The 19858-nt window shown below is 62.1% G+C and carries 16 protein-coding genes; 11 read left to right on the top strand and 5 right to left on the bottom strand.

What is annotated here, in order from left to right; translation table 11 throughout:
• Nucleotides 1-87: 87 nt before the first annotated feature.
• Complete coding sequence (gene coaD, locus D9M09_RS20000) at nucleotides 88-1236, top strand: pantetheine-phosphate adenylyltransferase (RefSeq protein ID WP_121670222.1); 1149 nt, start codon at nucleotides 88-90, stop codon at nucleotides 1234-1236.
• Nucleotides 1237-1238: 2 nt separating this feature from the next.
• On the opposite strand, the gene D9M09_RS19995 is transcribed toward coaD, so the two are convergent.
• Nucleotides 1239-1838: a 2-hydroxychromene-2-carboxylate isomerase gene (locus D9M09_RS19995; protein WP_121670221.1), complete on the bottom strand. Its 600-nt coding sequence runs from the start codon at nucleotides 1836-1838 to the stop codon at nucleotides 1239-1241.
• Between the two features lie 15 nt (nucleotides 1839-1853).
• Complete coding sequence (locus D9M09_RS19990; RefSeq protein WP_121671165.1) at nucleotides 1854-4052, bottom strand: OsmC domain/YcaO domain-containing protein; 2199 nt, start codon at nucleotides 4050-4052, stop codon at nucleotides 1854-1856.
• 257 nt (nucleotides 4053-4309) lie between these two features.
• On the opposite strand from D9M09_RS19990, the gene D9M09_RS19985 reads away from it, so the two are divergent.
• Nucleotides 4310-4705, top strand: a complete 396-nt coding sequence (locus tag D9M09_RS19985) for a VOC family protein (protein ID WP_121670220.1) — start codon at nucleotides 4310-4312, stop codon at nucleotides 4703-4705.
• Between the two features lie 118 nt (nucleotides 4706-4823).
• Here D9M09_RS19985 and D9M09_RS19980 read toward each other — a convergent pair whose 3' ends face one another.
• A complete protein-coding gene (locus D9M09_RS19980) occupies nucleotides 4824-7226 on the bottom strand; it encodes a TonB-dependent receptor plug domain-containing protein (RefSeq protein ID WP_121670219.1) in 2403 nt (800 codons plus the stop codon).
• Nucleotides 7227-7403: 177 nt separating this feature from the next.
• Nucleotides 7404-8189 (bottom strand): PhzF family phenazine biosynthesis protein, encoded by a 786-nt coding sequence (locus D9M09_RS19975; protein WP_121670218.1) that lies wholly within the window; start codon nucleotides 8187-8189, stop codon nucleotides 7404-7406.
• Between the two features lie 142 nt (nucleotides 8190-8331).
• Between D9M09_RS19975 and D9M09_RS19970 the strand changes: the two genes are divergently transcribed.
• From D9M09_RS19970 to D9M09_RS19955, 4 genes are all read left to right on the top strand, one after another.
• Nucleotides 8332-8697: a toxin-antitoxin system TumE family protein gene (locus D9M09_RS19970; protein ID WP_121670217.1), complete on the top strand. Its 366-nt coding sequence runs from the start codon at nucleotides 8332-8334 to the stop codon at nucleotides 8695-8697.
• On the top strand, nucleotides 8694-9044 hold the full coding sequence (locus tag D9M09_RS19965) for a transcriptional regulator (RefSeq protein WP_070291776.1): 351 nt from the start codon (nucleotides 8694-8696) through the stop codon (nucleotides 9042-9044). The genes D9M09_RS19970 and D9M09_RS19965 overlap by 4 nt, the downstream gene beginning before the upstream one ends.
• A 165-nt stretch (nucleotides 9045-9209) precedes the next feature.
• Nucleotides 9210-12365 carry an error-prone DNA polymerase gene (locus D9M09_RS19960; protein ID WP_121670216.1) on the top strand — a complete coding sequence of 1052 codons (3156 nt, stop codon included), beginning with the start codon at nucleotides 9210-9212 and terminating at the stop codon, nucleotides 12363-12365.
• A gap of 39 nt (nucleotides 12366-12404) precedes the next feature.
• Nucleotides 12405-12878 carry a GNAT family N-acetyltransferase gene (locus D9M09_RS19955; RefSeq protein ID WP_071650199.1) on the top strand — a complete coding sequence of 158 codons (474 nt, stop codon included), beginning with the start codon at nucleotides 12405-12407 and terminating at the stop codon, nucleotides 12876-12878.
• 70 nt (nucleotides 12879-12948) lie between these two features.
• Here the strand turns inward: D9M09_RS19955 and D9M09_RS19950 are convergent, their stop codons facing one another.
• Entirely contained in the window at nucleotides 12949-14358 is a 1410-nt protein-coding gene (locus D9M09_RS19950) for an FAD-binding oxidoreductase (protein ID WP_240453428.1), read from the bottom strand.
• Nucleotides 14359-14546: 188 nt separating this feature from the next.
• Here D9M09_RS19950 and D9M09_RS19945 point away from each other — a divergent pair, with 188 nt between their 5' ends.
• The 5 genes from D9M09_RS19945 (at nucleotide 14547) to D9M09_RS19925 (ending at nucleotide 19857) form a co-directional block, all read left to right on the top strand.
• Nucleotides 14547-15455 (top strand): ChaN family lipoprotein, encoded by a 909-nt coding sequence (locus tag D9M09_RS19945; RefSeq protein WP_121670215.1) that lies wholly within the window; start codon nucleotides 14547-14549, stop codon nucleotides 15453-15455.
• Between the two features lie 141 nt (nucleotides 15456-15596).
• Entirely contained in the window at nucleotides 15597-16352 is a 756-nt protein-coding gene (gene exbB, locus D9M09_RS19940; RefSeq protein WP_121670214.1) for a tonB-system energizer ExbB, read from the top strand.
• Between the two features lie 3 nt (nucleotides 16353-16355).
• Entirely contained in the window at nucleotides 16356-16781 is a 426-nt protein-coding gene (exbD, locus tag D9M09_RS19935; protein WP_070291781.1) for a TonB system transport protein ExbD, read from the top strand.
• On the top strand, nucleotides 16778-17551 hold the full coding sequence (locus D9M09_RS19930) for an energy transducer TonB family protein (RefSeq protein ID WP_162995755.1): 774 nt from the start codon (nucleotides 16778-16780) through the stop codon (nucleotides 17549-17551). Before exbD ends, D9M09_RS19930 begins: the two co-directional genes overlap by 4 nt.
• A gap of 50 nt (nucleotides 17552-17601) precedes the next feature.
• A complete protein-coding gene (locus D9M09_RS19925) occupies nucleotides 17602-19857 on the top strand; it encodes a TonB-dependent receptor domain-containing protein (protein WP_121670212.1) in 2256 nt (751 codons plus the stop codon).
• The last annotated feature ends 1 nt before the right edge of the window (nucleotide 19858 follow it).

Below are 19858 nucleotides of genomic sequence, written 5' to 3'. Positions count from 1 at the left end.
TCGTCATCTTTGGCATGTTGCATTGACGCGCGCGCCGTGGCCCTATATTGTCTGCGAAACAAGCAGAACCAGACCACGGAGCGCAGCATGCAGAGAATCGGATTTTCAGGAACCCTCGACCCCATCACCAACGGCCACATGTGGGTGATCGGTGAAGCGCGTTCGCTCGCCGACGAGGTGATCGTGTTCCTGTCGCAAAACCCCGCCAAGCGTCCCCAATTTCCCGCCGAAGACCGCAAGCGCATCATCGAGCAGAGCGCGCGCGAGTGCGGCTGGGACAATGTGCAGGTGGTCATCGTCAAGGGCGACTACACGGCGCGCGCGGCGAAAAAGCACGGCTGCGACTACCTGATCCGCGGCATCCGCACGACGGCCGATTTCGACTATGAAAACCTGATCCAGCAAACGAACGTGGATGTGCTGCAGGGCGCCAAGACCATCTTCGTCATGCCGCCGCGCGACCTCGGTTCCGTCAGTTCCAGCTTCGTCAAGGCGCTGGAAGGGCCTGTCGGCTGGAACTGGACTATGAAGAAATTCGTTCCCGGTCCGGCCTACCAGGCGTGGATACTCGACTGCCTGCGCAAGGAGTGGGAAGCGCTGTGGCACTACGCGACCGCCTCGCAGGCCGACATCGCGCTGGCGGACCACTGGTTCGCGCACCTGACGGGACCGCAGGCGTATGGCGGCGCGGACCGCCACTATCACAACCTCGACCATCTGGTGCACGGCCTGTCCGAAATCCGCGTGTGGGCCGACAACACCTATGCGCCCAAGCGCGACAGCGCGCTGGTCAAGAAGGCGTTCTGGTTCCACGATGCCGTCTACAGCCACGACGACGATACCCTGTATTCGAGCGAAGAGGCGAGTGCCCAGCTGTGGCTGGCCAGCGGCCTCGATGCGGGCGATAATCAGGATGTAGCGCAATTGATACGCGCCACCGACCATTTCCAGGGCCCCGGCATCAGCCACGCGTTGAAAGACGCCATGCTCAGCGCCGACCTGGCCATCCTGGGGCAGGATGACGAGGTGTACCAGGCCTACACGCAAGCCATCGGCCGCGAATACGCGCACGTGGACCCCGCGCGTTTCAACGAGCAGCGGAGCCTGGCGCTGCAGCATCTGTGCGGCAAGGCGCAGGCGGGCCAGCTGTTTGGCGATGCGTATTTCGCTGACCAGTACAACGAGCGGGCGATTGACAACATGCAGAAAGAGATCGCAGCGCTGGCGGGCGGCTGAGTTTAACGGCGGCTGGCTGCCGCATGCGCCAGCGCATCGTCGAGCCGGTCGTTGCCCCAGAAGAGTTCGCCGCCGCTGAGGAAACTGGGGGCGCCGAACAGCTTCAGCGCTTGTGCCTGCTCAGTCTGGCGGCGCAGCCGCAGCTTGTTGTCCTGTGTCAAAGCCAGCGCCAGGATGGCGCGTGCATCGAGGCCCAGTTCCTCCAGGGCCTCGCTGACGGCCGCGATGTTGTCGATATCGCGGTCCGCGGCAAAATTCATCGTCATCATGCGGCGCGCAAAGGGCGCAATCCACCCCTGGTCCGCGCCGATCAGCGCCACGCGCATGGGCAGCAGGGCCGTGCGGGGGAAGACGCCCGGCTGCTGCCATGGCAAGCCGTACTTTTCGCACTGGCGCGCCATGTCGCGCCACGTGTAGTCGCCCTTGATTTTTTGCAGGACGAAGGGCGACGTCTCCCAGCCCAGCGCCTTGAAGACGACGCCCAGCAGGAAGGGTTTCCAGATCACATGGACCTGCTTTTCACGCGCCAGCGCGTCGATGCGCATGGCGCTCAGGTAGCTGTAGTTGCTGCCGAAATCGAACCAGAATTCCAGTGCGGCCATGGTATCGCTCCTGGGTCAGGCGGCAGCCGCCCTGGCGCGCGCCGTGTGCAGTTTCTTGAAGCTGTCGATCAGGCGCTGGTGCCTGTCGAGGCCTTCCAGCTGCATGCTGGTCGGGGTCAGGCCGAAGAAGCGCACGCTGCCGTCCACCGAGCCCAGCACCGCATCCATGCGTTCCTTGCCAAACATGCGGCGGAAATTGACCACGTAATCGTCCAGCTCCAGTTCGTCATCGAGTTCCACTTCCAGCACCACGTTCAAGGCTTGATAGAACAGTTTGCGTTCGAGCGTGTTGTCGTTGTACTGCAGGAAGGTTTCCACCAGCTCTTTTGCTTCCTCGAATTGCTGCAAGGCGAGATGAATCAGCAGCTTCAATTCCAGGGTCGTCAGCTGGCCCCACACCGTGTTTTCGTCAAACTCGATGCCGATCAGGGTGGCGATGTCGCCGTACTCGTCGAGTTCGCTGTTTTCCAGCCGGTCGAGCAAGTCTTCCAGGCTGGCATCGTCCAGCTGATGCAGGTTCAGGATGTCGGCGCGGAACAGCAGCGCCTTGTTGGTGTTGTCCCAGATCAAATCTTCGACCGGATACACCTCGGAATAACCGGGCACGAGGATGCGGCAGGCGGTGGCGCCCAGCTGGTCATACACGGCCGTGTACACTTCCTTGCCCATGTCGGCGAGGATGGCGAACAGGGTCGCCGCTTCCTCGGCATTCGAGTTTTCGCCGTGGCCGGAAAAATCCCACTCGACAAAATCGTAATCGGCCTTGGCGCTGAAAAAGCGCCACGAGACGATGCCGCTCGAATCGATGAAGTGTTCGACGAAGTTGTTCGGCTCGGTGACGGCTTCGCTGGCAAACGTCGGCTGCGGCAAGTCGTTCAAGCCTTCGAAACTGCGGCCCTGCAGCAATTCCGTCAGGCTGCGCTCGAGCGCCACTTCCAGGCTCGGGTGCGCGCCGAACGAGGCAAACACGCCGCCCGTGCGCGGGTTCATCAGAGTGACGCACATCACCGGGTACACGCCGCCCAGCGACGCATCTTTCACCAGCACGGGGAAACCCTGTTCTTCCAGCCCCTGGATACCGGCCAGGATGCCCGGATATTTCGCCAGCACTTCCTGCGGCACGTCGGGCAGGGCGATCTCACCTTCGATGATTTCGCGCTTGACGGCCCGTTCGAAAATTTCCGACAGACATTGCACCTGGGCTTCGACCAAAGTATTGCCGGCGCTCATGCCATTGCTGACATATAGATTTTCGATCAGGTTCGACGGGAAATACACGACCTCGCCGTCGGAATGGCGCACGTATGGCAGCGAGCAGATGCCGCGCTCGGCATTGCCGGAATTGGTGTCGATCAGGTGCGAGCCGCGCAGTTCGCCATCGGGGTCGTAGATGCCCAGGGTGTACGCATCGAGGATTTCCTTCGGCAGCGCATCCTTGCGGCCCGGCTTGAACCAGCGCTCGTTCGGGTAATGGACAAAATCCGCGTTGGCGATGTCGTTGCCCCAGAACGACCCCGCGTAGAAATGGTTGTTGCTGAGGCGCTCGATATACTCGCCCAGGGCCGACGCCAGCGCGCTTTCCTTGGTCGCGCCCTTGCCGTTGGTAAAGCACATGGGCGAATGCGCATCGCGGATATGCAGCGACCACACGTTCGGAATGATGTTGCGCCACGAGGCGATTTCGATCTTGATGCCCAGGCCCGCCAGCAGGCCCGACATATTGGCGATGGTCTGTTCCAGCGGCAAATCCTTGCCGACGATATAGGTACTCGCGCCCGGGGCGGGATTCAGGGCCAGCAAGGCCTGGGCATCGGCATCCAGGTTCTCGACTTCTTCAATGACGAACTCGGGACCCGTCTGCACCACTTTTTTCACCGTGCAACGGTCGATCGAGCGCAGGATGCCCTGGCGGTCCTTGGCCGAGATATCGGCCGGCAGCTCGACCTGGATCTTGAAAATCTGCTGGTAACGGTTTTCCGGATCGACGATATTGTTTTGCGACAGACGGATATTTTCCGTGGAAATATTGCGCGTATCGCAATACAACTTTACGAAGTACGCGGCGCACAGTGCCGACGATGCCAAAAAGTAATCGAACGGGCCAGGCGCCGAGCCATCGCCCTTGTAGCGGATGGGCTGGTCGGCGATGACCGTAAAATCGTCGAACTTGGCTTCGAGACGCAGCTTGTCGAGAAAGTTGACTTTAATTTCCATGAGGTAATCCAATACTGTGCTTATGAGTTAGGCGCTATTATCCTTGCTTTCCGCCGCGGGACAAAGATTGTTCACCGCGGCAGCGCTGGCCGGGAGCGGTTCCCCCCCCTGTTGTCGTGACAATACATGAGTTTTTCGGTTCGATAAGTGGCTATCCTCCATGGGAGCAGTACCGGGGGTGTTGACCGCCACTGAATCCCCTGCGGTTCACCGCCTTTTTACTTTCGCTTTGCCTGCACTATTTCAAGGATGAGCTGATGCAATTATCTAACTATCTATTCTTTACCACGATGTGCGAAGAAGCACTGGGGTTCTACACGCAATGCGGGCTGGGCACGATTACCGATGTCTTGCGATTTGGCGTCGATGGCATGCCGGTCCCGCATGAAGCCATGCGCGGGAAAATCATGCATGCACGGTTTGAGGGACCAGGCGTGTTGTTCTTTGCTTCGGATAATGATGATGCGGAGCCAATGCGAGGGTCTGCGCATATTTTGCAGATGAAGGACAGGCAGTTAACAAAACAGTTGTTTGACAAGTTGGCGGATCAAGGTGTGGTCACGACACCGCTCGCCGTACAGATTTGGGGCGATTATTTCGGTAAATTGACCGACCGGTTCGGGGTGCAGTGGATGTTGAACTGTCCGGTCTGAATTGCCTAGACGAGAGGGAGCCATCCCTCGTCCAGCGACTGCCGACCGGGAGTTGATGCAAAAAAACAGCGGCTGCCCATGCCGGCGCAGCCGCTGTTTCTTCAGGTGGACACGGTGATTAGAACTTCACCCACAGCCGGCCGAAATACGAGGCGCCGTTCAGGCCGAACTGCACGCTGTCGTATTTGAAGCCGTTGTCCGTCTCGTCTGCGTTTTGCGTGGTGGGCTTGACGTTGAAGATGTTGTTGCCGCCAAAGGTCAGCTTGGTATTTTTGTTGATGCTGTAGGTGAAGCTCAGGTCGGCCGAGGTCTTGGCCGCGTAGCGGGCGTTCGGTACGCCCTCGGCCGTGCCGCTGAAGGTGCCCAGGGTTTGCGGGCCAAAATAAATGATGCGCAGGTCCGACTCCAGCTTGCCCGTGATGTAGTCGAAGCCCAGGGTGGCTTTCGAACGGGGGCCGCCCTGTTCGATGAACAGGCGTTCGCGCTCGGACAGCAGCACGTCTTCAAAGCCCGTCAGCGAGGCGGGCGTCTTGACTTTCGTCACTTCCGTTTTGCTCAAATTCAAGGCCAGGAAGGTGTTCAGGCGGTTGCCGGCGAATTCTCCCTTGTGCGAGGCCGTCAGGTCCAGCCCGCGCGTGCGCGTGTCGACGGAATTGACGAAAAATTGCGCTTCCATCACGCCCAGCAGGGCCAGGCGCGCGGCCAGGTCAGGATAGTTACCGGCATTGAAGCGGCCCGACAGCACGATGCGGTCCTTGATCTTGATATTGTACAAGTCGGCCGTCACGGAAATGGCCTGCGTCGGCGTCCAGGTAGCGCCAAACGTAAAGCTGGTGGATTTTTCCTCTTTCAGCTTGGGAATGCCGGCCGCGTTGGCGACGGCGCCGCCATTGGGCGCCAGCACCACGTCGGTGGCGACGCCGCTGACGAAGTCGGTAAAGGTGGACGAGAAATACACTTGCTGCAGCGATGGCGCGCGGAAGCCCGTGCTGGCCGAGCCGCGCAGCAGCACGTTGGGCGCCACTTTGTAGCTGGCGGCCAGCTTGCCCGTCACGGTGGAACCGAAATCGCTGAATTTTTCGTAGCGCAGGGCGGCCTGGGTTTTCAGACGTTCCGTCCAGTCCAGTTCCACGTCGCCATACGCGGCGATGCTGTGGCGTCTGGCCTTGGTGGCATCGCCGGGCTGGAAGCCGGGAAAGCCCTGGCTACGGCCGTTGCCGCCCACGCCCACGCCGTCGGCGTCGATGTAGGAGCCCGGTTCGCCGGCCATGATCTTGTATTCCTCGCTGCGGTACTCGGCGCCGAAGGCCACGTTCATGCCGCTCATCACCGTATCGTAGTAGCGGCTGAAATCGGCGTTGCTGGTCAGCTGCTGGAACGAGAAGCCGCCCGCGTCAAAGTTGCTGGCGCTGACGCCCTTGCCGCCGTTCATCAGGTCGAGGTTGGCGATCGAGGCGTTCAGGGTATGGCTGATGTCGTAGCGCATCTTGTTGTAGCCATAGGTTTGCGAAAAGTCCGCATGCCATTCGCCGATCTGGCTGCGGTGGCCGATGGTGGCGTACTGGTCGTCGATCTTGCCGTTAATGAACGGTACGAAACCGTCCGGGTACATGGCGGCCGAATTGCGCGCAGGGATGTCGTCACTGCCGATGCCGCCCCGGCCGAACGCGGCGCTGGACGCGTCGCGCGTCTGCGCGCCGGCCGTGAAGTACAGCTTGCCCGTGCCGCTGGTGGCGTAGTCGCCATTGACGTACAGGGTCTTGTTCTTGGACTTGGTGTCGCCGATGATGCGCATGCTGTCCGCGTCGGCCCGGTTCGAGCGGCCCCGGTCCAGGTATTCGCCCGTGATGGCCAGCGTGCCCTTGTCGCCCAGCGCGATGCCGCAGTAGGCGGACGTCATGTAATTCTTGCCGTCGCCTGCGGAATACTGGCTGTAGCCGGCCACCGCTTCGCAGCCCAGGCTTTTCTTCAGTTCGATGTCGATTACGCCGGCAATGGCGTCCGAGCCGTACTGGGCGGCGGCACCGTCGCGCAGCACTTGCACGTTCTTGATCGCCAGCAAAGGAATCGCATTCATGTCCGTGCCCGTGTTGCCGCGGTTGCGCGCGCCAAACAGGTTGACCAGGGCCGTCGTGTGGCGCCGCTTGCCATTTACCAGCACCAGGGTCTGGTCGGAACCGAGGCCGCGCAGGGCGGCCGAATCGATCAGGTCGGCCCCGTCGGCGCCCGTCTGGCGCGTGGAGTTGAACGAGGGCGAGATGTATTGCAGCGATTGCGCCAGGTCAAACTGGCCGCCTTGCTCGGCCACCTTGGAAATCGGAATGATATCGACCGGCACCATGGTATCGGTGGCGGAGCTGGCGACCCGGCGCGAGCCGACCACACTGACCGTTTGCACGGGACCGTCCGTGGCGGCCGCTTCCGTGGACTGGGCCATGGCGGCGGGACTGAAGGCGGCCAGGGCGGCGCTGCCGTACAGGCTGATGAGGATGGCTTTACGCAAGGTGGTGAGGGTCGGCACGCAGTGTCTCCAAGTGGCTGATGAGCAAGATTCGTGACTTGATTCTAGTGCCATCATTTCAGCATTCACCAGCGATACTTTGTTTTGTTATTACAAATTTGCTGTAACTGTTGTTTCCTGGTTGATTCTCTTTTGGCCGCTACCCGGCTTGCCTTGTACTGGTGCGTGATGCCCCGTTCAGGTGCTGCGCTGCACCATGCCACCCACCCAGATTGCCTGCGTGCTGTATTGCACCTCGATCAGACACGGCTGCTGCGTCACGTAGCCCTGATGCAGGCGCAGCGACTGTTGTCGGTGCGCTGACAGCGCGCCCGCCGCCACGCCCGTGGCGCTGTCTTCCAGCGCCGGATCGCGGTGGTTGAAGTTGCGCCCTTCATATTCATGCTCGCCCGTGCGGCAATACGCATAGCAGCCGCTGACCTGATGTAAGGCGCTCCAGTCGGCGATCAGTTCCAGGTTAGGCCGCAGTGCGCGCAGGGTGGTGCGGTCGGCCACTTCCAGCAGCAGTTTCGGGCTGCCGGCGGAGGCGATCACGGGCGGCGACAGCAAGTGCATGTGCTGGCCCATGAGTTCGGACGGCACATATTTTTCCAGCATGACGGCCGGTGCCGGCTGCGATGTCAAGCCGATGAATATCCCTTCCGCGCGGCGCACCAGCTGCAAGGCTTGCCCGCGCATGGCCGTGCTCACCGTCAGCGCCGCCGGCGCGCCGGGCGCCGTCAGCAGCACATGCGCGGCCGCCAGGGTGGCGTGCAGGCACAGGGGGCTGCGCGTGTGCGGATAAAAATAGTCGAGCACGACGGCGCCATCGGCCTGCCGGTCGATGAAGACGCAGGCGCTCACTTGCCGTTCGCGGGCGAAGGTCTGGCGCGCCGTTTCGCTGCTGCCGTCGTTTTCCACGACCAGCGCCGCATTGCCGCCACCGGGGGCGGCACCGAAACATTTTAATAAGTGAACGATCATGGCGGACGATGGGCAAGATAAAACATCAGCATAAACGAAAATAAGTGCAAAGCTTCTCGATGTCTTGGCCGGATGGAGTCAAAGGCTGCAGTTATTGAGGCTTTCGTGGAAGTGACATATCAACAGATGATATACTTTCCGCATGCGGACCGATCCTGCCATTGATACATTGCTGGACCTGGATGGCTCCATCCTCGACCAGGATGGCGGTTATTGGATCAAGATAGAAGCCAGGCGGACGGAAGTGTCGGATGAGATTCCTCACGGCATACGCTACTCGCTGACGCTGCACGAACCGTATGGCAAACGCATCCTCGGTTACGACAATGCGCACATGGTAAAGCCGCCAAAGAAATTCAAATATGCGGGACGTATCGTGGCTTTTGACCATAAACACCGGCATCCGTCAGATCAGGGAGTGCCATACGAATTCAAGGATGCGCAGCATCTGATCAGTGATTTCTTTGCTGACGTGGACCGCGTTTTGCTGGAGGTAAAAAAGCAATGAAACCGATTTTTATTGGCATCATGCCGCAAGAGAAAATCCGCGAACGCGTGCTCGCCATCGCTCGCGGCATATATAAACCGAAGGCGGATGAGCCCAAGGTCTGGTTCACTTCGATCAAATCGCTGGCGGAAGTCTTGAGCGACGAAAACCGGGCGTTGTTGCACGTGATTCTGGAAACACAACCGGAATCCATCTCTGCATTGGCTGAAACAACGGGCCGTAAACCGAGCAACCTGTCGCGCACATTGAAAACAATGTCCAATTACGGCATCGTGGAATTGAAACGGGAGCGAAATCAAGTTCGTCCCGTAGCCACAGCGACGGAGTTTCGCATAGTTGCTAACTGATTTGCCGGACTATCAATTTGGTCCGTCATGCGACAGGCCAAAGCCAAGTGCCGGCCGGCAGACGCTCCGTGTGCCTATCAAAATGAACACTATCCGACTGGAGCCGGCTACTTGATTCCAGATGAGTATAATATACTGTGTTTATATACAGTATTGAGGTAGATCATGTGGGGCGCCGTCTTACCCGAGTATGCTGAGTTGTACTGCCTGAGCAATTTCAGCTTCCTGCATGGGGCCTCGCATGCGGAAGAGCTGGTGGCGCGCTCCGTGCAGCTCGGTTACAAGGCGCTGGCCATTACTGACGAGTGTTCGCTGGCCGGCGTCGTGCGCGCCCATGCGGTGGCCAAGCGGGCCGGTTTTCACCTGATTATCGGCGCGCATTTCCATTTGACGCAGGCCGACGGCAGTCCGGGGCCGTCCCTGCTGGCCCTGGTGCGCGATATCGATGGTTACGGCAACTTGTCGGAATTGATCACCATGGCGCGCACGCGGGTGGCCAAGGGGCGCTATCTGCTGACGCCCGATGATTTCACCGCGCCATCGGCGGAGTTTGCCCATTTGCGGGGCTTGCCCGGCTGTTTGATGATCTTGCTGCCCGGCTATGCGGCCGAGGCGGAAACCATGCGCGCGCAGGGTGAGTGGATGGCGTCCACCTTTGGCCGCGAGCGCAGCTGGATCGGCCTGAACCTGCTGCAGCGGGCGCAGGATGACGCGCACCGCAGCGCCGTGCAGGAGGTGGCGCAGGCGCTGGGCTTGTCCGTGGCAGCCGTCGGCCATGTGTGCATGCACGTGCGGTCGCGCAAGCCCTTGCTCGACACCCTGTGCGCGATCCGCGTGGGCAAACCCGTGGGCGAGTGCGGCTATGCGTTGGCGCAAAATGCGGAACAGCATCTGCGCGCGCGCTTGCGCCTGGCCAATGTGTATCCGCCGCAAGTACTGGCGGAAACCGTGCACATTGCGGGTCAGTGCACGTTTTCGCTCGACAGCCTGCGCTATGACTATCCCGTCGAGCTGGTGCCGCACGGCCACACGCCGGCGACGTATCTGCGCGAAGAAACGTATGCGGGCGCGCTGCTGCGCTTTCCTCTCGGTATTCCAGCCAACGTGCAGGAGCAGATCGAACAGGAGCTGGAGCTGATCCGGGATCTTTCCTACGAAGCGTATTTTTTGACCGTCTACGACATCGTGCGCTTTGCGCGCTCGCAAAACATCCTGTGCCAGGGCCGGGGTTCGGCCGCCAATTCGGCCGTCTGCTATTGCCTGCACATTACGGAAGTGGACCCCGCGCGCGGCAATTGCCTGGTCGGGCGCTTCATGTCGCGCGAGCGCAACGAGCCGCCCGATATCGACGTCGATTTCGAGCACCAGCGGCGCGAAGAGGTCATCCAATATATCTACGGCAAATATGGGCGCGAACGGGCCGCGCTGGCGGCCGTGGTGATCAGCTACCGGCCGAAGAGCGCCTTGCGCGACAGCGGGCGGGCGCTGGGGATCGATCTGGCCATCGTGGAAAAGGTGGCCAAGGCGCATCGCTGGTTCGACGGCAAGCGCGATCTGCTGGAGCGCCTGGCCGAATGCGGGCTGGACCCGGAGGCAGAATTGTCGCAGCAATGGGCGGGCCTGGCGCAGCAGCTGCTGGGCTTTCCCCGCCATTTGTCGCAGCATCCGGGCGGCTTTGTCATCGCGCAAGGAAAATTGTCGCGCCTGGTGCCGATCGAAAACGCCAGCATGGCCGAGCGCAGCGTCATCGAGTGGGACAAGAACGACCTGGAAGAGCTGGGCTTGATGAAGGTCGACGTGCTGGCGCTGGGCATGCTGTCGGCCCTGCGCCGCGCCCTGGAACTGGTGAGCGGGCGGCGCGGCGAGGAATTCCGCCTGCAGGATATTCCCGCCGAAGACCCCGCCACCTACGACATGATGTGCCAGGCGGACACCATCGGCGTATTCCAGATCGAGTCGCGCGCGCAGATGAGCATGCTGCCCCGGCTGCGTCCCCGAGAATTCTACGACCTCGTCATCGAGGTGGCGCTCGTGCGCCCCGGGCCCATCCAGGGCGGCATGGTGCATCCTTATCTGCAGCGGCGCCAGCAGAAAGAGCCGGTCGAGTATCCGAAGGGCCTGGACAAGGCGCTGGGACGCACCCTGGGCATCCCGATTTTCCAGGAACAGGTGATGCAGGTGGCCATCATCGCGGCCGATTTCACGCCCGGCGAAGCGGACCAGCTACGGCGCGCCATGGCGGCCTGGAAACGCAAGGGCGGCATGAACAATTACAAGGAACGCATCGTCGAAACGATGGTCAAAAATGATTATGAACGCAAGTTTGCGGAAGCCATCTTCAGCCAGATCGAGGGCTTTGGCGAATACGGTTTTCCGGAGTCGCACGCGGCCAGTTTCGCGCTGCTGACCTACGCCAGTTCCTGGCTGAAATGCCACGAACCGGCCGTCTTCCTGTGCGCCTTGCTCAACAGCCAGCCCATGGGTTTTTACAGCCCTTCGCAACTGGTGCAGGATGCGCACCGCCATGGCGTACAGGTGCTGCCCGTCGATGTGGCTGTCAGCGGCTGGGAGGCGGCGCTGGAAGCGCCGGCAGGGCAGGGCGCGCAACGTGATGCACCGGCCGTGCGCCTGGGCTTGAACAGCCTGTTCGGCATGCGCGCGCAGGCTGCCCAACGCATCGAGGATGCGCGCGCCATCGCCGTCTTCGCCGATGTGGCCGACCTGGCCCGGCGTGGCGGCCTGGATCGCCATGACTTGCAGGTGCTCGCTGCCGGCAACGCGCTGCATGCGCTGGCCGGGCACCGGCGCGAAGCGCTGTGGCAGGCGGCCGGCGCCGTGCCCGACAGGGACTTGCTGCGCGATACCACGCAAGAGGAAGATTTGCCCGTGCTGGCCGCGCCGACGGAAGGCGAGAGCATCGTCAGCGACTACCGCGCGCAAGGCCTGACCCTGGGCCGCCACCCGCTGGCGCTGCTGCGCAAACAATTGCTGGAACAGCGCTTCATGCCGGCGTCCACGCTGATGACGTACACGAGCGGGCAAGTGGCGCGCGCCTGCGGCATCGTCACCGTGCGCCAGCGTCCGGGCACGGCCAAGGGCGTCATCTTCATGACCCTGGAAGACGAGACGGGCACGGTCAACGTCATCGTCTGGCCCGACCTGGTGGCAAGCCAGCGGCGTGAAGTGCTGAGCGCGCCGCTGCTGGGCGTGTACGGTGTTTGGCAAAGGGAAGGCATCGTGCGCAACCTGGTGGCCAAGCACCTGGTCGATATGTCGCACTTGCTGGGGCGCTTGCGGACCAGCAGCCGCGATTTTTGCTGAGAGTTGCCGGCGGGGAGGAGGGCATGGCATTATTTGAATATGACGACACTCCCCGAACCGACACTGCGTCCCGCCCTGGTCGCCGACGCGCCCGCCATCGTCGCCCTGATCGACGACTTGATGCCCTTTTTGACCCTGCACCCGGACGGCGCGGGGGCGGAAAAGTTCATCGAGAACTGCCGCCAGCCCGCCATCGAAGGCTATCTGTCGCTGCCCAATTACGCCTACCAGCTCGCGCATATCGACGGCGTACTGGCCGGCGTGGTGGCCATGCGCGACAACACGCATCTGTTCCACATGTTCGTGCCGCGCGCCCTGCACCGGCGCGGCATGGCGCGCCGCCTGTGGCAGGCAGCCCGCGACGCGTCGCTGGCCAAGGGCGATGTGACGGCCTTTACCGTCAATTCCTCGGCCTACGCCTTGCCCCTGTATCAAAGCCTGGGCTTTGTCGCCACGGGGCCGAAGGTGGAAACGGGCGGCATCGCTTTCGTGCCGATGCGCATGGAGTTGTAAAATGGCCAAGGCTGGGGTCAGACCCGGCGGGTCTGACCCCATTTTTTGCTTGCAGGCTTATGGCGCTTCTTTACCAGCGCACGATCTTGCCTGGATTCATGATGTTCTTCGGATCGAGCGCGTGCTTGAGGGCGCGCATGGTGTCGATGGCGCCCTCGCCATGTTCTTCCACGAGGAAAGCCATCTTGTGCATGCCCACGCCATGCTCGCCCGTGCACGTGCCGTCCATGCCGATGGCGCGCGTGACCATGTCGCTGTTGACCTTTTCGGCGCGCGCGATGTCGGCCGGGTCGTCGGGGTCGACCAGCATCTGCACGTGGAAATTGCCGTCGCCCACGTGGCCGATGATGGCATAGACGAGGCCCTGCGCCTCGCAATCGGCCTTGGTGGCGAGGATGCATTCGGCCAGGCGCGAAATCGGCACGCAGCAGTCGGTGGAAATGGCGCGGCTGCCCGGCCGCATCTGCAGCAGGGCGAAGTACGCGTTGTGGCGAGCGGCCCACAGGCGCGAGCGCTCTTCGGGTCGGCTGGCCCACTCGAAATCGCTGGCGCCATGTTCCGCCGTGATGGCTTGCACCAGCTGCGCCTGCTCGGCCACACTGGCCGGCGTGCCGTGGAATTCAAACAGCAGCAGCGGCTTTTCCGGCAAGGCCATCTTGTCGTAGGCGTTGATGGCCTTGACGCCATTTTCATCGAGAAACTCGACCCGTGCCACAGGAATACCCATCTGGATGGTCTGGATCACGGCGCTGACGGCCTCGCCCGTACCGGGGAACGAGCACACTGCGGCCGAGATCGCTTCGGGCAGCGGATACAGTTTTACCGTCACTTCCGTGATGATGCCCAGGGTCCCTTCGCTGCCGACAAATAAACGCGTCAGGTCGTAGCCGGCCGACGATTTTTTCGCCCTGGTCCCCGTCTTGATGATGCGCCCGTCGGCCGTGACCACCGTCAGGGCCAGCACGTTTTCGCGCATGGTGCCGTAGCGCACGGCGTTCGTGCCCGAGGCGCGCGTGGCCGCCATGCCGCCCAGCGACGCATTCGCGCCCGGGTCGATGGGGAAGAACAGGCCCGTGTCGCGGATGTCCTCGTTCAGCTGCTTGCGTGTCACGCCCGCCTGCACGGTGGCCGTCAAGTCTTCATTGTGCACGGCGACCATGTGATTCATTTGCGACAGATCAATCGTCACGCCGCCATGCAGGGCCAGCACATGGCCTTCGAGCGAGGTGCCGCTGCCGTAGGCGATGACGGGCACGTCGTGCGCGCTGCACAGCTTGACGGCGGCCGCCACTTCCTCGGTGGAATGGGCGAAGATGACGGCATCGGGCAGCATGGGGGGATAGCTCGACTCGTCGCGGCCATGGTGTGCGCGCATGGCTTGCGTCATGGAAAAGCGGTCGGCAAAGATCAGGGAAAGTACGGCAGCAAGGGATTCGGGCAGCGGTTTTTTCAGTACCGCCAACTGGTCAGTTTGATTCACGCAAGTCCTCCGTTTTTTTTATTCTACTCCGCGCCCGGGGATTTCACTGAAGCGCCAGTTAATTTTTTGCCGCTTGTAAAAAAATCCGCATGGCGTGCCGTGCATTGGTTGTAAATGAGAATCATTTCTATTAAAATGCCCGCCAGTAGTTATTTTGCAATGCATGCTTCCACCCGAAAGGCCATGCCATGAAATTCCCCCTGTCCCTCGCCGCCATCCTGCCCGTCTGCGTGCTGGCGCTGAGCGCCTGCAGCAGCGTCGCTCCGCTGAGTACCACGACTGCGGCATCCGCTACTGTGCAAGACGTGCGCCAGCTGGGCGAGATCGTCGACCTGCGCAGCGGCCAGCGCTTGACTGCCGAGCAATTGCTGGCCCAGCTGGCCGCCGCCCCGAGGGTCATCGTGGGCGAGCAGCATGACCAGCTCAGCCACCACAAGATCGAGCAGTGGCTGCTGCAGCAATTGCAGGGCCAGCGTCCGCAAGGCAGCGTGCTGCTGGAAATGCTGAACCCGGACCAGCAAGCGAAGGTGGACAAGGTCAAGCCGTGGCTGCAGACGGACCCCGTCGTGCGCCCCGAACACGTGGCCGAGCTGCTGGCCTGGCAGCCGGGCTGGAAGTGGGCGCAATATGGCGACCTGGTCATGACCGTGATGCGCGCGCCGTATCCCGTCTGGTCGGCCAACCTGGACCGCAGCGAGATCAAGCAACTGTTTGTCGACCAGCCGGCCGTGCAGGGCAAGCATTCGAATCTGGCCAATGATGGCAAGGTGCATGACAAACTCAAAGACATCATCCGCGTCATGCACGACAACCAGATCGATGCGCCGCGCCTGGCCGCCATGCTGTCGGTGCAGCAGCAGCGCGACCGCCGCATGGCCGAGCGCCTGCTGGCCGCGCCCGCGCCCGCCGTGCTGATCGCCGGCGCCTACCATGCGCACAAGGACCTGGGCGTGCCGCTGCATGTACAGGACTTGACGGGCGGCCCCGCGCCGCTGGTGCTGGTGCTCGCCCAGCAGGGCGCCACGGTGCTGGCGCCGCAGGCGGATTTTGTGTGGTACACGCCGGTGGCGGCACCCGCCGTCGCCAGCGCCAAGTAATTCGTTGTAACTCCGCCGGGCGTTCAGCCCGGCACTCCTCCCCAGCAAGCTTCTTCGCAGCAGCCAGGTAGTTTTTCCGATTTTTTTGCATGCGCGTGCGCGCCGTTGGCGCAGCCATGCCTGTTACCTGTTGAAGCTCCCATGCGTATCCTCTGTATCAAAGCCGCCGCCGGCGGCGTGTTTCTTTCCCTGTTCCATGCCACGGCGCAAGCGTCCGCCTTGCCGCACGATATGTCGCCGCTGGGCATGTTCTTCGCCGCCGACCAGATCGTCAAAAGCGTGCTCATCGGCTTGCTGCTCGCCGCGCTGGCCACCTGGGTGGTCTTGCTGGTGAAGGGCGCCAGCTTGCTGCAAGCGCGGCGCGCGGCGGCGCAAGCCGTCGCCATGCTGAAGACGGCAACGTCCTTGCCGGACGCGGCCGCCAAAGTGGAGGGCGCAGGCAGCAATTCGCTGGCGCAGCAGCTGCTGGCCGAGGTGCAGCAGGAACTGAGTCTGTCGCATGCCAGCGCGCCGGCGGCGGCCCTGAAGGAGCGTGCCGGGTTTCGCCAGGAGCAATTGATCGCACACAAGGTACGCAGCATGACGCAAGGCATCGGTTTACTGGCGAGCATAGGCGCCGTGGCACCGTTCGTCGGCCTGTTCGGCACCGTGTGGGGCATCATGAACAGTTTTATCGGCATCGCCGTCAGCCAGAGCACGAACCTGGCGACCGTCGCGCCCGGTATCGCGGAAGCCTTGCTGGCGACAGCGCTGGGCCTGGTGGCGGCGATACCCGCCGTCGTCATCTACAACGTCTTGAGCCGTGGCATCAATCAGTACAAGGCGCAGCTGCGGGCCGCTTCCGCGCAAGTGCTGCTGATGCTGAGCCGCGACCTCGACCTGCGCCAGCAGGCCTGAGCCATGGCCAGCCTTTTCCCATCGCAGGACGACGACACGGCCGACATGCCGGAATTGAGTGAGATCAATGTCACGCCCTTCATCGACGTGATGCTGGTGCTCTTGATCATCTTCATGGTGGTCTCGCCGCTGGCCACCGTCGACCTGAAGATCGACTTGCCGGCCGCCACGGCCAAGCCCGAGCCGCGTCCCGAAAAACCGGTGTTCGTTTCCCTGAAAGCCGACCACAGCCTGTACCTGGGCGAGTCGCCCGTGGCGCGCGGGCAGCTGGGCAGCCTGCTCGATGCACAGACGGGCGGCGACCGCCAGCGCACGCTGTTCTTCCAGGCTGACAAGCAAGCCGCGTATGAAGACGTGCTGGGCGTGATGGATGCCCTGCGCCAGGCCGGCTATCTGAAAGTGGGCCTGGTGGGCCGGGAGGGCGGGTGAATCCCCGTCCGGTATTGAGCTGGGGCATCGCCACGTCGCTGGTGGCAGCTACCGCACTGTCGCTGCTGCTGTGGATGGCCTGGCAGCCCGTCGCTGTCGCGCCCGCGCAGCCGCCCGCCAGCGTGATGGTCGTATTTGCCGCGCAAGCGATGTCGCCGGAGACGCAACAGGCGGCAGCGGCAGGGGCGCGCCAGTCGGCCGCGTCCAGCGCAGCCCAACCGAAAAAGAGTACGACCAGGCAGCAAGCGCTGCCCGTGCTGGCGCGCGCCGCCGCGCCGCAAATCGTCGCGGCCGAAAAAAAAGCGAAGGCAGAAGCCAGTCCGTCGCCAGATCCCGGCAAGGATGCCGCCAGGGAAGCGTCCATGCAAGCCCAGGCCAGCAGCAGCGCCACGCCGGCGCCAAGTTCGGTGCGCGGTCCGCAGGCGGCGCCGTTCGACAGCGACACGCCGCCCGCCAGCGCTGCGCCCGCCAGCTGGCAAAGCCGGGTGCTCAGCCACCTGGCCCATTTCAAACGCTATCCGGGCGACGCGCGCCAGCGCAAGCGGGCCGGCGCCGCCTGGGTACGCTTCCAGGTGGACCGCGACGGCAAGCTGCTGGCCAGCGAACTGGTCACTTCATCGGGCACGGTGCTGCTCGACCGCGAAGCGCTGCAAGTGCTGCAGCGCGCGCAGCCGCTGCCGGCGCCGCCCGACAAGGTCTTACACCAGGGCACGGTGACCGTCACCTTGCCCGTCTCGTTCAAGCTGGAGCCAGGGCAGGACAAGGCATGAGGATGCCGATTGTATTCATTAAAAATCCAACCATAACAAATCGAGGGTGTATGCATATCAAGACAATGACACGAGCCGTGGGCGTCTGCATGGCGTTGCTGGCGCAGCAGACATGGGCGCAAGAAAGTAGCGACGGCAAGGTGGTGTTTTCGCCGCTGAATGTATCGGGTGAAACGGTTCCGGCGGAACAGCAGGCGCTGGAAAAACCGGGCGCCGTCAGCGCACGCGGCGCGGACACGCGCTTGCAACCCGTGGACCAGATCGTGCGCAGCATGCCGGGCACGTTTACCCAGATCGATCCGGCGCAGGGCGCCGTCAGCGTCAACATCCGCGGCTTGTCGGGCCTGGGCCGCGTCAACATGATGGTCGATGGCGTGAGCCAGAATTACTATGGCAGCGCACCGTCGTCCGTGTCGCACGGCGGCGTGCCCAGCAGCCAGTTCGGCGCCCTGATCGACCCGAACTTCATCATCGGCGTGGACGTGTCACGCGGCAATGTGGTCGGCGGCGATGGCGTCAATGCACTGGCCGGCAGCGCCAACTTCCGCACCATCGGCGTCGATGACGTGGTCTTCGCCGGCGAAAAGGTGGGCGCGCGCACGAAGATGTCGACAGGGAACAACGGTGTCGGACGCAGCGCCATGCTGGCCGTGGCCATGAAAAACCCTGCCTTCGATGGCGGCAGCGTAGGCTTCATGGCGGCCACCAGCGCGAGTGTTATCGGCAACAATTACAAGAATGCGAAAGGCGTCAACAGCGAGGAATTCGGTTTCGGCTACAACCGCTATTACAAGCAAAAGCCCAAGTCGCAGCTGCTCAAGCTGGATCTCACATTGAGCGACTTCCACGCCCTGGAGCTGTCGGCGCGCGACTACCGCAGCACGTTTACGCGCCGCGATATCCGCAGCAATGACTACTACGTCAAATATCACTACACGCCGTTTTCGGAATTGATCGACCTCAATGTGGTGGCCAGCAGCAGCCGTGGTAACCAGAAATATATGCCTGAAGCGTTGACCAATTTCATCAACACGAATGCGGCCAACCGCGCCGATGCCATCGACATCAACAACACCAGCAGCTTCAAGCTGGCCGGCGGCGATGCGCTGGTGACGGTGGGCGGCAAGCTGATGCGCAACAAGTACAGCAAGCACGTGGAAAGCCTCGTCGACGATCCGGACAACCCGGATGCGAACCAGCAATCGATTGAAAACAATACCTTCGGCCCCGAGGGCGTGCAAAAGATCAGCAGTCTGTACGCGGGCCTGCAATACAACCGTGGCATGGTTCAGGTCAATGCGGGCCTGAACACCACGCACTTTGATTTGACCGGCCACAAGCCCGCCTGCGATCCGCGCGTGCAGTGTTTCCCGCAAGGGGCGAGCAATATTGCGCTGAAAGAACACGGCATCAACCCTTCGCTGCTCGTTTCCGCGCAAGTGACACCGTGGTTCCAGCCGTTTGCCAGCGCCGAGCGCACCATGCGCGGGCCGAATCCGCAGGAAGTGTTTTTCTCGAATGACGGCGGGGCTTCGATGAACCCGTTTCTGAAGGGCGAGAAAGCGACGACCTATCAGCTGGGCTTCAATTCCAGCCTGCATGGCTTGCTGAGCAAGAATGACGTGCTGAATTTCAAGGCGCTGTATTTCAAGAGCAAGATTGATGGCTATATCACCAGCCAGTCCTTCCTCGTGTGCGACCGCGGCCGCAAGTGCAATATCGCGGAAGTGCTTGCCAATGATTGGCAGAATGTCGATGACTACATGACGAATATGTATATCTACATCAACTCGGCCACGCCCGTGTATTCGCGCGGATGGGAACTGGAAGCGCAATATCATCTGGGACCGGCGTATGCGCGCCTGTCGTACACGCGTGAAACGACGCGCCAGCCCACCTCGATCGCCAGCGCCTGGTTCGGCGCGGCCGACATCAGCGAGCTGCCCAGCGTGTATTACAACCTCGACGTGGGCACGCGCCTGCTGGATAACAAACTGGAAGTGGGCGCGATCCTCAAGCACACGGGTTCGAACCGCCGCCTGTCGCCGGACAACGAAGCCGATGAAGCGACGGGTGAAGTGCTGAAGGCTGACAATCCGAAGATACCGGCCGTGATCGACTTGTATGCGAGTTACCAGGTGTCGAAAAACCTGTTCCTGCGCCTGTCCGTGCAGAACGCCATGAACAAGGATTTTTCGGAAGCGCTGAACCGCCTGAATTCGATGCCGTCGCAGTCGCAGGACAACACGCCGTTGAGCACGGCGCGGGGCAGGACGTATGTGGCGGGGCTGGAGTACCGGTTTTAAG

Source organism: Janthinobacterium agaricidamnosum, from assembly GCF_003667705.1.
In the GTDB taxonomy this organism is placed as follows: domain Bacteria; phylum Pseudomonadota; class Gammaproteobacteria; order Burkholderiales; family Burkholderiaceae_D; genus Janthinobacterium.
This window is presented reverse-complemented; position numbering and strand designations above follow the sequence as displayed.